At 42.8% G+C, this 15,088-nt stretch carries 15 protein-coding genes; 11 read left to right on the forward strand and 4 right to left on the reverse strand.

Annotated elements, in window-relative coordinates:
• Nucleotides 1–14: 14 nt before the first annotated feature.
• A complete protein-coding gene (locus AXF12_RS05180) occupies nt 15–2,762 on the reverse strand; it encodes a sodium-translocating pyrophosphatase (RefSeq protein ID WP_066428934.1) in 2,748 nt (915 codons plus the stop codon).
• Nucleotides 2,763–2,907: 145 nt separating this feature from the next.
• On the opposite strand from AXF12_RS05180, the gene AXF12_RS12065 reads away from it, so the two are divergent.
• The 8 genes from AXF12_RS12065 (at nt 2,908) to AXF12_RS05210 (ending at nt 8,979) form a co-directional block, all read left to right on the forward strand.
• On the forward strand, nt 2,908–3,141 hold the full coding sequence (locus AXF12_RS12065; RefSeq protein WP_143325071.1) for a hypothetical protein: 234 nt from the start codon (nt 2,908–2,910) through the stop codon (nt 3,139–3,141).
• Nucleotides 3,142–3,256: 115 nt separating this feature from the next.
• Nucleotides 3,257–4,021, forward strand: coding sequence for a C40 family peptidase (locus AXF12_RS05185; RefSeq protein WP_066428935.1), 765 nt, complete (start codon nt 3,257–3,259; stop codon nt 4,019–4,021).
• Between the two features lie 95 nt (nt 4,022–4,116).
• Entirely contained in the window at nt 4,117–5,511 is a 1,395-nt protein-coding gene (gene mnmE / locus AXF12_RS05190) for a tRNA uridine-5-carboxymethylaminomethyl(34) synthesis GTPase MnmE (RefSeq protein WP_066428937.1), read from the forward strand.
• Nucleotides 5,512–5,705: 194 nt separating this feature from the next.
• On the forward strand, nt 5,706–5,942 hold the full coding sequence (gene rpmB / locus AXF12_RS05195) for a 50S ribosomal protein L28 (RefSeq protein WP_066428939.1): 237 nt from the start codon (nt 5,706–5,708) through the stop codon (nt 5,940–5,942).
• A gap of 15 nt (nt 5,943–5,957) precedes the next feature.
• Nucleotides 5,958–6,140 carry a 50S ribosomal protein L33 gene (rpmG, locus tag AXF12_RS05200; protein WP_066428941.1) on the forward strand — a complete coding sequence of 61 codons (183 nt, stop codon included), beginning with the start codon at nt 5,958–5,960 and terminating at the stop codon, nt 6,138–6,140.
• A 9-nt stretch (nt 6,141–6,149) separates the two neighbouring features.
• A complete protein-coding gene (locus tag AXF12_RS11880; protein WP_074861047.1) occupies nt 6,150–6,302 on the forward strand; it encodes a DUF4295 domain-containing protein in 153 nt (50 codons plus the stop codon).
• Nucleotides 6,303–6,500: 198 nt separating this feature from the next.
• On the forward strand, nt 6,501–7,463 hold the full coding sequence (gene ftsY, locus AXF12_RS05205) for a signal recognition particle-docking protein FtsY (RefSeq protein ID WP_066428942.1): 963 nt from the start codon (nt 6,501–6,503) through the stop codon (nt 7,461–7,463).
• Between the two features lie 166 nt (nt 7,464–7,629).
• A complete protein-coding gene (locus tag AXF12_RS05210) occupies nt 7,630–8,979 on the forward strand; it encodes a TlpA disulfide reductase family protein (protein ID WP_066428944.1) in 1,350 nt (449 codons plus the stop codon).
• A gap of 70 nt (nt 8,980–9,049) precedes the next feature.
• Here the strand turns inward: AXF12_RS05210 and AXF12_RS05215 are convergent, their stop codons facing one another.
• On the reverse strand, nt 9,050–9,244 hold the full coding sequence (locus AXF12_RS05215) for a hypothetical protein (RefSeq protein WP_066428946.1): 195 nt from the start codon (nt 9,242–9,244) through the stop codon (nt 9,050–9,052).
• Nucleotides 9,245–9,614: 370 nt separating this feature from the next.
• Between AXF12_RS05215 and AXF12_RS05220 the strand changes: the two genes are divergently transcribed.
• Complete coding sequence (locus AXF12_RS05220; protein WP_066428948.1) at nt 9,615–10,259, forward strand: suppressor of fused domain protein; 645 nt, start codon at nt 9,615–9,617, stop codon at nt 10,257–10,259.
• Nucleotides 10,259–11,542 carry a threonine synthase gene (gene thrC / locus AXF12_RS05225; RefSeq protein ID WP_066428950.1) on the forward strand — a complete coding sequence of 428 codons (1,284 nt, stop codon included), beginning with the start codon at nt 10,259–10,261 and terminating at the stop codon, nt 11,540–11,542. The genes AXF12_RS05220 and thrC overlap by 1 nt, the downstream gene beginning before the upstream one ends.
• 176 nt (nt 11,543–11,718) lie before the next feature.
• Here the strand turns inward: thrC and AXF12_RS05230 are convergent, their stop codons facing one another.
• Both AXF12_RS05230 and AXF12_RS05235 read right to left on the reverse strand, forming a co-directional pair.
• Nucleotides 11,719–12,618 carry a DUF6268 family outer membrane beta-barrel protein gene (locus AXF12_RS05230; protein ID WP_066428952.1) on the reverse strand — a complete coding sequence of 300 codons (900 nt, stop codon included), beginning with the start codon at nt 12,616–12,618 and terminating at the stop codon, nt 11,719–11,721.
• 81 nt (nt 12,619–12,699) lie between these two features.
• Nucleotides 12,700–13,362 (reverse strand): porin family protein, encoded by a 663-nt coding sequence (locus tag AXF12_RS05235; RefSeq protein ID WP_074861044.1) that lies wholly within the window; start codon nt 13,360–13,362, stop codon nt 12,700–12,702.
• Nucleotides 13,363–13,658: 296 nt separating this feature from the next.
• Between AXF12_RS05235 and AXF12_RS05240 the strand changes: the two genes are divergently transcribed.
• Complete coding sequence (locus AXF12_RS05240) at nt 13,659–14,597, forward strand: helix-turn-helix transcriptional regulator (protein ID WP_074861041.1); 939 nt, start codon at nt 13,659–13,661, stop codon at nt 14,595–14,597.
• The last annotated feature ends 491 nt before the right edge of the window (nt 14,598–15,088 follow it).

Consider the following 15,088-nt stretch of genomic DNA (forward strand, 5'->3'; position numbering starts at 1 on the left):
ATGAATAGAAAATCTTATTTCGCAGTAAGTCTGATATCGATACGGCGGTTTTTAGCTTTGCACTCATCTGTATCGTTTTCAGGGCAGATAGGGTGTTCTTGCCCATAGCCTTCTGCCGATAGTTGTTTCTTGTCAGCACCAAGTACGATGAGCTTAGCCATTACTGACTCAGCACGTTTTTGAGAAAGCGCTAAGTTACCCTCTGGGCTACCTGTATTATCAGTATAGCCACCCAAACGGATCGCTGCATTAGGATACGCTTTCAGTATGGCTACAATGTTAAGCAACTGTGCATCTGACTCCTCAGTAAGTTGTGCACTGCCTGTTTTGAAATAAGTACGGTCGAGAGTGATCCAACTCTTCTTCGCATCACGAGCTACATTAAAGCCATAATCGTTCAATTGCCCTATGAGTTTGCGCTCTGACGAGTCTTCACCTACTTCAATAGTTTTATTGTCAGGCAAAGTAATAGTTGAGATTTCACCTACGTTGTATTTAAAATTACCAAACTCATCAAGTGAACCCAATACTACCATTTCATCAGTTACCGTAGTGTTATTCTCTGATGTTGTAGTTTCCTCAATCATCATCTCTTCTTCAGCTTTGTTATGCCCGCCTAAGATCGGTGCAATTACCAAGCCTACGAGGCAAGTGAGCTTAATGAGGATATTCATTGAAGGACCTGAGGTATCCTTGAATGGGTCGCCTACAGTATCGCCTGTTACGGCTGCTTTGTGTGCATCCGATCCTTTGTAAGTCATCTGTCCGTTGATCTCTACACCAGCCTCAAACGACTTCTTAGCATTGTCCCAAGCACCCCCAGCGTTATTCTGGAAGATAGCCCATACTACGCCTGATACAGCAACACCAGCCATATACGCACCCAATGCCTCAGCACCCATTACAAATCCGATGATAATAGGCGTAATGATAGTGATAGCACCAGGCAACATCATCTCGCGCAGTGCAGCCTTAGTAGAGATATCCACACACTTGCCATACTCAGGTGTGCCTGTACCTTCCATAATACCAGGTATTTCACGGAACTGGCGGCGCACTTCATTCACCATATCCATTGCAGCTTTCCCTACCGATTGCATTGCCAAGGCTGAGAAGATAACAGGAATCATCCCCCCGATAAAGAGTGCTGCCAATACGTTCGCTTTGAAGATGTTGATACCTTCAATGCCCGTAAAGGTTACATAAGCAGCAAAGAGTGCCAAAGCGGTCAAAGCGGCTGAAGCAATTGCAAAGCCTTTACCCACAGCGGCTGTGGTGTTACCCACTGAGTCTAAGATGTCAGTACGCTGACGTACTTCCTTAGGCAATTCGCTCATTTCGGCTACCCCGCCTGCGTTGTCAGCAATCGGACCGAAAGCATCAATAGCCAACTGCATTGCTGTAGTAGCCATCATCGCTGAGGCAGCAATGGCTACCCCATAGAAGCCTGCCAAAGAGTACGAACCCCAGATAGCAATCGCAAAGAGCAATACAGAGGAGAAGGTAGACTTCATCCCTGTTGCCAAACCTGCAATGATGTTAGTCGCTGCCCCAGTTGATGAGTTGCGAACAATGTTCAGTACTGGCTTCTTGCCCAAAGCAGTAAAGTGCTCTGTGAACGCTGAAATAAGCAAGCCCACTGCCAACCCTACGATAGTAGCATAGAACACATTGATGCTTGGCACTGCCATCACACCCTTGCCAAAGAAACTCATTTGGATAGTCTCTGGCAACATATATTTGATAAGGAAGAAGCACGCTACCAAAGTGAGTGCCAACGCTACATAGTTTCCTGTATTGAGCGAGCCTTGCACTTGCTTTTCCTTAGCTTCATTGCTCTTGATACCTACAAAGAAAGTACCGATAATAGAGGCAACAATCCCCACACCAGCAATCACCAACGGCAAGAGAATAGGTCCTAAGCCACCGAAAGCATCGGTGAATACGCCCCCATTAGCCATTGCCATATCTTTGATGATGTAGTTACCGAGCACCATCGATGCCAATACGGTCGCTACATACGAGCCAAACAAGTCAGCACCCATACCCGCTACGTCACCTACGTTATCACCTACGTTATCAGCGATAGTCGCTGGGTTACGAGGGTCATCTTCTGGGATACCTGCTTCTACTTTACCTACTAAGTCAGCCCCTACGTCAGCAGCTTTGGTGTAAATACCACCACCCACACGTGCAAAGAGCGCAATCGACTCAGCCCCTAATGAGAAGCCAGCCAAAGCCTCGAGCACCATTGTCATTTCATCGTAGAAAACACCACCTTTGCCCACAAAGCTGCAAAGGAACAGCAAGAAGAACAAGCTCAAGCCCAATACAGCCAAGCCTGCAACCCCTAAGCCCATAACGGTACCCCCACTGAAAGACACTTTCAGTGCCTTAGGCAAACTCGTACGTGCTGCCTCAGTGGTGCGCACATTGGCACGGGTGGCAATACGCATACCGATATTACCTGCCAAGGCTGAGAAAAATGCCCCGCACACAAAGGCCACAACAATCAGCCAGTGAGAGGTTTCCACCACGCGCGACACAATAAATAAAGCAATCGCTGCAATCACCACAAAGATCGCCAAGATGCGATACTCAGCACCTAAAAATGCCATCGCTCCCTCTTGAATACTCTTCGAGATGCTGCGCATTCGTTCGTTTCCTGAAGGCTGTTTACTTACCCATAAAGCCTTTGAAATCATAAAGATTAGCCCTAAAATCGCAAGGACTAATGGTAGATATAACATCATACTATCCATAAAAATTTGTATATATAGTTAAAATTTCAGGGCGTAAAATTACGACTATTTTCTGAACTACACAAGAATTTCTTAAAAAAAATCTTAAAGTAGCTTAAAAAACCTTCATAGGTTTGTTGCGAAACGCCTGTTACACCTATTATATATGATACCTACAAAGGCAAGCCGACAGCAGGATGTCAATATAAAAGTTACCAGCCCATTAAGAGTGCCCATCATAAAAACACAAGGATCGCTACGCTTTCACCACGAACACTTCCCAAATACATCTCGAACACTGAACGAAGTCAGAACGGATACAGAACGGATACAGAACGGATACAGAACGGATACAGAACGGATACAGAACGGATACAGAACGGATACAGAACGGACTTAAGGCGAATTAATAGTGGCACAACTCTCCAAGAACGATGATGCTCGACTGATTAAAAATTGTATTTTTTTCGTAAAAACTTGGCTAGTATTATTTATTTTCATACTTTTGCGACCTAATGGATATGCGAATTTTAGAAATGCCCTACGGGATATGCCACCTGAGCGTCGTCCCTATACGTTTAGAGCCTCTTGAAGCCTCTGAGATGATCAACCAAGTCCTCTTTGGTGAATTACTCCAAGTGATTGACCAACAAGAGGATTGGAGCTACGTGCGCCTACTTTTCGACCAAAGCGAAGGCTGGATCGCCAATAGTCAATTTCAGAAAATATCAGATAAAGACCTCCGCAAGTGTCTAAAAAAGAAGGACAAGTACGCCCATCGCTGGATGACTAAACTGCGCATCCGCACTCAGGAAGGGCGCTTTCTCCACATCCCCAAAGGAGCTACCTTCTCCTATAACCACCTCTTAGGCACTTCACAGTCCACCCAGAAAATGCCCTGCGAAGGTGTTGTGCCTACCGCTTTGGAGTACCTCGACGTGCCTTACCTCGCAGGTGGAAAGACCCCCCTCGGTATTGATGATGCCGCCTTGGTGCAGACTGCCTTTAAGCTCAATGGCATAAAGCTGCCGCGCACAGCCAAGAAGCAGGCTGAAATAGGGCAACTCATTAGCTTTATTGAGGAAACTTCCGCTGGCGACCTCGCCTTTTTCGACGATGATGAGGGGAATATCATCCACGTAGGCATATTGCTCGGCGACAATAAGATCATCCATTCCTACGGGAAAGTCCGTATCGACCGCCTTGACCACATCGGCATTTTCAATAACGAACTGCGCGATTATACCCATCAGTTGCGCCTATTGCGAAAAGTATTATAAAAATAGAGATTAGGGGTTAGTGATTAGAGATGAGTTAGATCTAAGAAAGAACTATACTAATCACTAACCCCTAATCACTGATCACTAAGAAATAAATGGACACTATCATTGCCTTGGCAACAGCCTCAGGGGCTGGAGCTATCTCTATTATCAGGCTCTCAGGGGCAGAGGCGATTGCCATTGCCGATCGCGTTTTCCACCCTTATCATACTCACAATCTTGCTCAGGTACCTTCTCACACGGTACATCTGGGTACTATTGCCGAAGGCGACCGTGTGATAGATGAGTGCTTAGCCACTGTTTTTAAGGGGAATAAGTCGTATACAGGTGAGCCATCCGTGGAGTTTTCCTGCCACGGAAGTAGTTATATTGTGCAGGAAGTTATCAAGTTGTGTCTGGCTCAAGGCTGCCGTTTAGCCGAAGCGGGCGAGTTCACCAAGCGGGCATTCCTCAATGGGAAGCTGGCTCTCAGCGAGGCAGAAGCAGTAGCCGACCTCATAGCATCAGATAGTGCAGCAAGTCATCAGGTAGCAATGCAGCAAATGCGAGGAGGTTTTACTTCCGAGATCGCCCATTTGCGACAAGAATTGCTTAACTTTGCCTCTCTAATTGAGTTAGAACTCGATTTCTCGGAAGAAGATGTTGAGTTTGCCGATAGAACTCAGTTTAAAACACTACTTTCTCAAATAAAAACAACTATAAAACATCTCACTGATTCATTTTCTACAGGGAATGCACTTAAAAACGGAATTCCAGTAGCTATTGTGGGCAAACCTAATGCAGGTAAGTCTACTTTGCTCAACGCATTGCTCAATGAGGAGCGCGCTATCGTCTCGGATATTGCAGGCACTACCCGCGATACGATCGAGGAGGTACTTCATATAGGGGGGCTGGCATTTCGCTTTATTGATACGGCGGGTATCCGTCAAACAACCGATAGCATCGAAGAAATCGGAGTGAGAAAGGCTAAGGAGAAAATTGCAACGGCTAAGATAGTTCTTTTTCTTTACAGTGAATTGGAGGATACACCTGAGGAAGTCATTGCTTTTGTAAAGGATGTGCTTCATCGCAGTGGTCTGAAAGTAATATTGTTGCACAACAAGTCGGATATAAATACACAGAACCTTGAGGCTTTCGATCGCCCAATAAGAGAAGCCCTGATTCCTGCTTTTACAGATACGATAATTGATATATCAGCTAAAAATCACACAAATGTTGATCGCTTAAAGCAAGTACTTGCAAGCTATGCACAAACCCTCACAGCTACGACGGGCAACAGTGTGATTACTAACCTTCGCCATTATGAAGCACTCAACAATGCTCTGACAGCTATCGATAGGGTAGAGGAGGGGTTAGAAGCGCATCTTTCAGGTGATCTGTTGGCAATTGATATCCGTGAGGCGCTTTATCATCTAGGAAGTATTACAGGTGAGGTGACCAACGATGAACTCTTAGGGAATATTTTTTCACGCTTTTGCATTGGGAAGTAAAATAAAATTTCAAAGGAGAAAATCACTTGCAATAAGCTGATACACGGAAGTTTATATTTCTTTAAAGTTAGTAGAGTATTACTTCTGAACAATAAAAATACAAAAATAATTTGGCTAATATAAAAAAAGTACGTATCTTTGCGCCCTGATTTACGAGATTTAAGAAATTAAATAATTAATAACAATAGAGAAAAATGGCAAGAGTTTGTGACTTAACAGGTAAAAAGGCATTGACGGGCAATAATGTATCGCACGCAATGAACAGAACAAAACGCAAGTTTAACGTAAATTTACGTACCAAACGCTTCTTCATTCCAGAAGAAAACCGTTGGATTACATTGAAAGTATCAGCAGCTGCAATCAAGACTATTGACAAGAAGGGGATTTATGCAGTGCTTAAAGAAGTAGAAAAAAAGGGATATATTAACTAATAAAACACACACAAAATGGCTAAGAAAGGGAATAGAATACAGGTTATTTTGGAATGTACAGAGCATAAAGATTCTGGTATGCCAGGAACTTCACGCTATATTACTACCAAGAATAAGAAGAACACACCAGACCGTTTGGAATTGAAGAAATTCAACCCAGTATTAAAAAAAGTAACTGTTCATAAAGAAATTAAATAATAAAACGTTATGGCAAAGAAAACAGTAGCAACATTGCAAGGGAAATCAAAGAAGCACACTAAGGTGATCAAAATGGTTAAATCCCCAAAAACAGGAGCTTACACTTTTGTTGAAGGTGTAGTATCTCCTGAGCAAGTAGATGAATTTTTAAAGCAGAAATAATTAAATTTTCTCTATTTTTATCATATTCAAAAAGCTGTCGAGAGACGGCTTTTTTTAATGTATAGTGTACAATGAATAATGCATAATTTTGCTGGTACTTTGTGTATTGTGAATTCTTTTGTATATTTGCAGCGTCAAACAGATGATGATTGTTTTGACAGGGTTCCTGTTAGTCATTAATCATTAATCATTAAAAAAATGGCATTAAATTTTTTAAAAAATATCTTCTCCAAGGAGAAGAAGGAAACCTTGGATAAAGGCTTAGAGAAGTCAAAAAACAGCTTTTTTGATCGTCTTGGGAAAGCCTTAGTAGGCAAATCAAAGGTAGATGAGGATGTACTCGACAATCTTGAGGAGGTACTTATAGCTAGTGATGTAGGGGTAAATACCACCCTTAAAATCATTGATCGGATTGAGGCTCGTGTAGCTAAGGAAAAGTATATGGGCACCAATGAGCTTAACAATATCCTTCGTGAGGAAATAGCGGGATTGCTCTCTGAGACTAATGTGGGTGAAGCTACCGATTTCAGTTTGCCAACCAATAAAAAACCGTATGTGATGATGGTAGTAGGCGTTAATGGGGCAGGTAAAACGACCACCATCGGAAAGCTCGCCTACCAGCTTAAAAAACAAGGGCTAAAGGTAATGCTCGGTGCTGCTGATACCTTCCGCGCAGCGGCTATCGACCAGTTACAGGTATGGGCTGACCATGTGGAAGTACCTATTATAAAGCAACAGATCGGTAGTGACCCCGCCTCAGTGGCTTACGATACCCTCAGTTCGGCAGTAAGTCAAGGGATGGATGTGGTTATCATTGATACAGCAGGGCGCTTGCATAATAAGATCAACCTGATGAATGAGCTCAGCAAGATAAAGCGTGTAATGCAAAAAGTAGTGCCTGATGCTCCTGATGAAGTGCTTTTGGTGCTTGATGGCTCTACAGGGCAGAATGCTTTTGAGCAAGCTAAGGAATTTACCAAGGCTACCGAAGTCACAGCGCTTGCCGTCACTAAGCTTGATGGTACAGCTAAAGGAGGTGTAGTGATTGGCATCTCCGACCAGTTTAAAGTGCCTGTGAAATATATAGGGGTGGGTGAAGGTATTGACGACTTGCAGATATTCAATAAATATGAGTTTGTCGACTCATTCTTTAAGAATTAAAGTTTAATAAATATTTTTGTGAATAAATCACTTGGTAAATAGCTTACCGAGTGATTTTTATTTTATATACCAATTCTTAATTCTTCAATAAAAATGAAAAAAAATATCGTAATACTTGCTATATAAAATATTATTCGTACTTTTGTCCCAATTAAATGACAAGTAAATGAAAAAACTAATTATCTTATCAGCTGCAGCGCTTAGTCTTGTAGCCTGCAATAATCGTCCTGATTACGTGGTGTTGTCAGGTAAATTAGAAGGTTTTAATGGTGCGCCCATCAAGTTAGTGGGGGCAGGCACCACCAAGGAATTGAAACTAAACCCCGATGGTACATTCCGCGATACCTTGAAGATAGCTTCTAACTACTACTATATTACAGATAATATGAATTTTAAGTTTCCTCTTTACCTTGAAAAAGGCGATGAGCTCGGAGTAGAGATTACACCCTTCAACCCTGCGCACCCTATTAAGTTTTCAGGTAGAGATACGGTGGCAAGTAGCTATCTCTTGAAGAAGACGGACTTTCTTATGCAAACCGATCAGGAGTATAAGGGCATTTTTACCGAAGAGCCTGCTGGCTTTAAGAAGGGAATAACTGAATTGGAAAAGAAATTCAACGACTTTTTGAGTGATACTAAAAATCTTTCAAAGAGTTTTATCAAGAATGAAAAGAAGTCCAACGAGTACCGTCTGTTGCTCTTTAAGAGTGCTTATCCCCTAATTCACGAGCAGATTACAGGTAAGAAGGTAACATTACCAAAAGAATATGCCGATGAAGTAGCTAAGATAGATTATGACAATGCTGACGATTTTAACACATTTGGCACTTATCAGGATTTGGTATACAACAATTTCTCTCAGCAGTATGATCCTAATGCTACTGATAAGCTTGCTCCTTTAATGACTTACCTTAGCAAAATAAAGTCCGAAAACATCAAGTCTGACTTAGCAGCTTTGTTGATTAACCTCATTTCAGATAAGAATACACCTGAGGAAAACAATAAGATTATCACTACTGTAAAGAAATATGTGAAAGACAAAGATATACTTGCCCAGTTAGAGGCTCGAATGGCAAGTATGGTGTCTTTTAAAGACGGGCTACCATTGCCAGCTTTTAATCTAGTGGATAGGGATGGTAAAATGGTGTCATCCGATAGTTTCAAAGGCAAACTCCTTTATATTGATCTATGGGCTACTTGGTGTGCTCCTTGTAAGAAGGAAATTCCAGCTTTGCAGAAACTGGAAGCTGAATATCAGGGTAAGAATATAGCCTTTGTCAGTATTTCAATTGATGAGGTTAAGAAGCAATGGGATGACTTTCTCAAGAATAATAAGATGACAGGAGTGCAGCTATTTGCGAATATCCTTGAGAACCCTAATTTTATACATACCTATGAAGCGACTTCAATACCGCGTTTTGTTTTGGTAGATAAAGAAGGAAAGGTTATCAGTACCAATGCACCGCGTCCTTCATCTGGTCAGCAAATTAAGGCGCTTATTGATGCAAATCTATAATAATCTGTTTTAAGCATAACTTATAAGGATTGGCTTTTTAGTCAATCCTTTTTTAGTGCTTAGTTGCTTTCTATGAAGGATTATTTTCAAAATGATAGCGTACAAACCAATACGCATCTTTTCCTGTCTGTCGCCAGAGGCTAAAGTAACCTTGCTTGTCGTAAGCGATGAGCAATACGCCTTCTACTTTTAGGCGATGTTGTGCTATTGCCTGTGGGATAGTAGTGCTGAGTAGGGTTGTGAATGTGAGTAGTACAATTATCATAAGAATGAGCGGCTGAAATCACGTGACAAAGATACGAATTTTTAGTGAATAATCTATGGAAATGAGAACTTTATCAGGTCAATCGCACGAAAAAATCGGGTTTATAACTGTATAAAGTGTGTATAATAGAGGGTTTTTGGAGGCTTTGTAACTCGTTAATTGTTCGATGGTTATTCGCTAAACCTAATACTAACCTAATACTAACTTAATACTATGGTAATACTGAACTATGATCTGTATCCGTGATGTGTCCGTACTGAATCCGAGATCCAGAGGGTGACTTTTGTGCGATTGACCTAATTAGCCTATAATTTTATTTGGTAGTTTAAAGATAAAAACCTATTTTTGCATTTTAAAATCTTTATATTGTATGACACAAGAAGAGTACAAAGCGCGTTTCAGTAAAGATGATGCGCCAGGGTGGGAGGCTATTGATGCTGCCCTCGAAAAACTATACGGGGCGCAAGAGCCGCAACATTTTGCCCCGATTATCTCCTCAAGGTTTGGTGGAGATGATCCTCTTGACGGGATTAGTATCTATGAGAGCAATAAGCAAGAGCCGCATTTTCACTTTGTGAGCTATGGGATGTCGTTCTTGTATTACGACGATGAGTATACAGAGGAAGAGTACAGCGGCTGGGGCTTTGAGTTTACGTATCGGATGAAGAAACAGGGCGACAACAATATCTATTGGGTGCAAAACCTGATGCAGAACTTGGCGCGCTACGTCAATGAGAGCAAGCGGTATTTCGATCCGTATCACTTTATTCCTGCCAATGGACCTATACGTTTGGATTACGACACGGATATCACAGCACTTGCCTTTGCTCCCGACCCCGAGCTCGGCACGATTGATACACCAAACGGCAAGGTGCAGTTTTTGCAAATGGTAGGGCTTACCTCAGCAGAATACGAGTACTTAAAGCCGCTGAACAACGTAGAGGCCGTGGAGGCACTGCTTAAAAAGATGCAGAGGGATAATCCGCTGCTCATTACAGATTTAGATAGGAAATAATGAACTATTACAATATACAACACAAAGATGAGGTAGTGTCTTTTAAAGACGCTACTATCAAAGGTTTGGGGCGTGATAAGGGACTGTTCGTCCCTGAGCGGATACCCGTTTTGCCTATCTCCTTTTTTGAGGAGATAGAGCAGCTTTCTGATAAGGAGGTAGCTACGACTGCCTTGTATCCTTACGTGGAAGGCTCGATGCGTAGGGAGCAGCTTTCGCAGTTATTGGAGGAGGTGTTTACCTTCCATACGCCGGTGGTGGAGCTGCGAGATAACCTTTCGGTATTGGAGCTTTTCCACGGTCCGACTATGGCATTTAAGGACGTAGGGGCGCGCTTTATGGCACGTTGCTTGGGTGCGTTTGCCGATAAGTCCAAGCCTGTAACGGTACTGGTGGCTACCTCTGGCGATACGGGTAGCGCGGTGGCACACGGCTTTTACGAGGTGGAAGGCGTGCGCGTGGTAATTCTTTTTCCTAAGGGGAAGGTAAGTGCTTTTCAGCAGTGGCAGATGTGCTCGCTCGGTAAGAACATCACTGCTGTGGCTGTTGAGGGTACTTTTGACGACTGTCAGGCACTGGTAAAGCAAGCACTCCACGATGAGCGGCTTAATGAGGTGATGGCACTCAGTAGTGCGAACTCTATCAATGTGGCGCGCTTCTTGCCGCAGATGCTGTATTATTTCTTTGCCTACAAGCAGGTGAAGTCGCACCTCAAAGGTAGGAAGTGGGTGGTATCGGTGCCGAGTGGTAATTTTGGCAATATCACCGCAGGATTGTATGCGCAAGCGATGGGGCTGCCTATTGCACAATTCATCGCGGCGAACAATGCCAACGATACGTTTTATGAGTATACCCTCACAGGCGATTATAAGGCTAAGCCTTCGGTAAGCACTTATTCCAATGCTATGGATGTGGGCGATCCGAGTAATTTTGCGCGCATACAGGAGCTTTTTGGCGGGGAGTACGCACTTATCAAGGAGAAAGTGCTCGCCTATCGCGTAAGTGATGCGCAAACACTTTCGAAGATAGCAGAAGTAGCACAGCAGGGTTATGTGCTCGACCCGCACGGCGCAGTGGCACTCACCGCCTTAGAGCATTACCTAAAAGGGGGGCAGTATGGCACTTTCTTAGCTACAGCTCACCCACAGAAGTTCGATGCTGTATTGCGCAAGGTGCTTCCTGATTTTAAGGCTCCTGAGGTGGATTTAGAGGGCTGCGCTGCTTTGCAAATCCCCAATGATTATAAGGTGTATTTGAAAGTGTTGGGGGTAGAGAGTAAATAGTAAAGAGGTGCAACGTGCACAGCGAATTAATAAAGCCAGCCGCTTGTAGGTGTTTCCTACAAAGGCTGGCTTATTTAATCGCTTGTGTGGCTGGTAGCCTACACTCAATTTTACGTCGCTTAACTTAAGCTTAGTGTCATCATTACTAAATGTTTAAAGTTACGTGTTTATGTGTGTTACATCCCATATCTAAACCCTATGGAGATGTGTGGAGCGGGGTTAAATCGATAGTCGGTATTGTCATTAAAAATACTTTTGAGGGAGCGCTCGGAGAGTTGTACAGAGCGGGCATAGTCTACCCCTACACTGGCAAAGATAGAGGTCTTCTCGCTGAAATAGTATACTGGTGAAATGCTTCCGCTGAGCTGCATCATTCCGAAGAGCTTCCAATCGCCTTCGCGCTTTACTATGGCGCTCATTCCATCACCCTCTAAGGCGTTGAGTTCTAATTTCCAATGCTCGTCCCATTTGCGTGCAGCGGCGATCTTTATCGTAGAGGTTAGTTCGGCTGAGAACTCGTATTTTCCTTCAAGGGAGTATCTGAGGTAGAGCATAGGCATCAGCATCGGCAACCCCAAGGCATTGCTCACTCCTCCGCCTACCCCAACAAGGAGGTTGGGGCGCCATTGATAGGCAAAGATAGCTCCGCCACTGCCGAGTACTTGTTGCCAAGAGGTGTCGTGGGTATCTGAATAGAATCCTGCACCAAGGGAACACATCAGCAGCCAACGCTCAGAGAGTGGACGCACGTGAGCGAGGTTGAGCCCTGCGTTGAAGAGTTTTGAAGGTACAAGGGCTTTGGCAGCATCGTGATTGCTCATTGTAGCGTAAGCAGCGTTAAAGCCGATGAGCCAAGCGCTAGGCTGACCAGAGTCGTTCTGCTCGTAGAAGACGGGCAAAGTACCTTGCAAGCTGTATTTGAGCATATCGCCTGAGCCAATAGTAGGTGAGGGTTCATCCTCAGGGACGTGGTCGTCTTTGAGTTTGCTATCGGTGATTAGGTCGGTTCTGATGATGACCTGCCCTTGTGATAAGAGCGGTAATACTATTAATAACAGCCAAATATATTTTCTCATAATCGATATTTTTGTTTTTAGCAATAGAAGAATAAGCGGCATAGGTAGTGTGGGCTACTTACACCGCTTTTATATTGTAAATCAAAATATTTTTATTCCCACTATGAAGCTGAGAGTCATATTATGGGTATTGCCGTAAGTATCCTTAGGCAGTACGTTTAAAAATCCATAACTGAACTGAGCCGAACTCGTGAAGCGTCCTACTTCTACCCCTAAACCAGCTTGTAAACCTACATCAAAAGGCCTAAAACCAGCATTGCTACCTGTGCCGATGGTCATTTTATGGTTTTTAGTGGTTTGATGCTCACTTCCATTAGGATCTTTGATAGTGATTTCTTCTTTATCTCTACCATATACCCCTACTGCATAATACGTACCAACACGAGCGACGAATGTTACCTTATCATCGATAGGTACACGATATCTGAAATGCACGGGTAGTTCTAAATAGCTACGGGTGCAATAATGCTCATCTGTACGATTATTGGTCTCTACTTCACTTGAGTTTCCTTTTACAGAAAAGACTAAGCCTGTTTCGAACCCAACTCCTTTTGGGAAATCGACTGTAAGAAGTAATCCTGCATTCACACCTGAATTTGCGTTGTTCTCAAAGTCGTAGTCATCGACAAAATAAAGTTTTGAGATATTAAGCCCTGCACGAGCTTCTAAGCCTACGGTGGACTGTGCCATCGCTGTAAAACTGCCCACGACAAGGGCAACAAATGTTAAAAATAATTTTCTCATAACAAATATTAGGTTATATTTCTTTTCTGTATTTTAATGTTCTCTTTCTCTATGTGTTAGTTGTTTTTATCACTATAAAAAGAAAGAAATTATTTTGTCATTTAGATTGTTTTATATACTTTTGCTTTTAAACTATTCTCCTACCCTATAAGTAGGCTATAAATAGTCCATATAGCCTACTTAGGTAGGATGAGGTATTTAACCTTAGGAATTTACGAGGCAAAGGTACGGCAATGAGATAAAGAAGTGTTATACCTGATTTATTATTTTTTATACTTGGTTGATAATTTAGATTTATGAGACATATTAATGCTGAAAACATAGAAGAATTAGCACTATCTCAAGTACATAACAGTATGAAACAGGAGTTTTTATTCGATTCGCAAGAGATAGGTAGCCATACGCTGTACCGTGGGCAGTCTTGCTTTTCGGAAGATGTATTACTTGAAGGTAGAGAGGATATTCCTTTAGTGCGGTTTTGCTATATGAGGCAATCGAAATACGGTTTGTGTATGGAAACGCCACACCTTGGGAATATGCATATCAGAAAAGGGGAATACATCCTATTTTTTAGTAAAGAGGGGTATCATATCCAAGAGGCTTTTAAGCAGGATGATTTGTGTGAGGGCATCACTATAAACGTGAATGCGGCTCATTTTCAGTCAATAGCAGAGCAGTATTCAGAGGTGTTTATGCCACACTTTGAGCGATATGAAGCGGGTAAGGGCTTCTTCCTTACTGAAAAACCTTGTTATACTAAGCATTTTGAGGTAGTGCAGATACTTAGGCAGCTTCAAGATCATCAGCTTTTGGGCAATAGTGCCAATGTTTATGCAGATCTTAAAGTGTTGGAGCTTTTTCTTCTGCTATTTACAGAAGCTGAGGGTAGGGCAGTAGGCAAATACAGGAAGCACGCTGCCGATTGCGATCGTTTAGAAGAGGTACAGCATATTATCACATCAGATTTGTGGCATACGCCTTCCATTGAGGTGCTCGCACATAAGGTAGGCTTAAACCCTACGAAGCTGTGTGTGAGTTTTAAGGAGGCGTACGGCACTACGGTCTACGGCTACCTCTTTGAGCACAAGATGCAACTGGCACGCCGCTTGCTCACAGAAACGGATATGAATGTGAGCGAAGTGGCGTGGGAGTGTGGATATACCTACGTGTCGCACTTTTCAAAGGCGTTTAAGAAGCGGTGGGGGGTGGTGCCTTCTTTAATGAGTAAAGAGTAGAGAACAGAGAGTAAAGAGAAGCCAGCCACCAGTAGGGTTATGCCTTACTGGCGGCTGGCTTTTTGTTTCTCGCTTCTGATTACTTATCTCTTATCTCTCATTTCTCATTGCTGTTTTATCAATAAATCCTATCAATCATTATGTAATTGATAATAGCTGAAGAAGCCTAAAAGATAGTAAAGGGAGGTTTTTGGGTAGGAATATTATCCGTAGATCATCCGTACTGCATCCGTATTGATACCGGAGTTGCTCTTACCTTGCTCTTACGTTGCTCTTACCTTCTTCTTAGGTTTGAGGTGTGAGGTATGGGGTATGAGGTGTTAGCTGTTGTGAAAATATGTTGTGTTGTGGTATTGTTAAAAAGATGGGGCAAAAGTACAAAATATTTTATAATGGACAATAGATAATGAATATTTTTTTTAGAAAGCAGAGATCAGGGGGGCAGGGATCAGAGGTCAGGAGGCAGGTGCGGGAAATGAGAAGGGGGAAGT

Source organism: Capnocytophaga haemolytica (assembly GCF_001553545.1).
Lineage (GTDB): Bacteria > Bacteroidota > Bacteroidia > Flavobacteriales > Flavobacteriaceae > Capnocytophaga > Capnocytophaga haemolytica.

Coding starts and splice junctions, on each gene's coding strand:
- AXF12_RS12065 (WP_143325071.1), top strand. CDS start 2,908: ATGATACCTACAAAGGCAAGCCGACAGCAGGATGTCAATATAAAAGTT.
- mnmE (WP_066428937.1), top strand. CDS start 4,117: ATGGACACTATCATTGCCTTGGCAACAGCCTCAGGGGCTGGAGCTATC.
- thrC (WP_066428950.1), top strand. CDS start 10,259: ATGAACTATTACAATATACAACACAAAGATGAGGTAGTGTCTTTTAAA.
- rpmG (WP_066428941.1), top strand. CDS start 5,958: ATGGCTAAGAAAGGGAATAGAATACAGGTTATTTTGGAATGTACAGAG.
- AXF12_RS05215 (WP_066428946.1), bottom strand. CDS start 9,244: ATGATAATTGTACTACTCACATTCACAACCCTACTCAGCACTACTATC.
- AXF12_RS05230 (WP_066428952.1), bottom strand. CDS start 12,618: ATGAGAAAATATATTTGGCTGTTATTAATAGTATTACCGCTCTTATCA.
- ftsY (WP_066428942.1), top strand. CDS start 6,501: ATGGCATTAAATTTTTTAAAAAATATCTTCTCCAAGGAGAAGAAGGAA.
- AXF12_RS05180 (WP_066428934.1), bottom strand. CDS start 2,762: ATGGATAGTATGATGTTATATCTACCATTAGTCCTTGCGATTTTAGGG.
- AXF12_RS05220 (WP_066428948.1), top strand. CDS start 9,615: ATGACACAAGAAGAGTACAAAGCGCGTTTCAGTAAAGATGATGCGCCA.
- AXF12_RS05235 (WP_074861044.1), bottom strand. CDS start 13,362: ATGAGAAAATTATTTTTAACATTTGTTGCCCTTGTCGTGGGCAGTTTT.
- AXF12_RS05185 (WP_066428935.1), top strand. CDS start 3,257: ATGGATATGCGAATTTTAGAAATGCCCTACGGGATATGCCACCTGAGC.
- rpmB (WP_066428939.1), top strand. CDS start 5,706: ATGGCAAGAGTTTGTGACTTAACAGGTAAAAAGGCATTGACGGGCAAT.
- AXF12_RS05240 (WP_074861041.1), top strand. CDS start 13,659: ATGAGACATATTAATGCTGAAAACATAGAAGAATTAGCACTATCTCAA.
- AXF12_RS11880 (WP_074861047.1), top strand. CDS start 6,150: ATGGCAAAGAAAACAGTAGCAACATTGCAAGGGAAATCAAAGAAGCAC.
- AXF12_RS05210 (WP_066428944.1), top strand. CDS start 7,630: ATGAAAAAACTAATTATCTTATCAGCTGCAGCGCTTAGTCTTGTAGCC.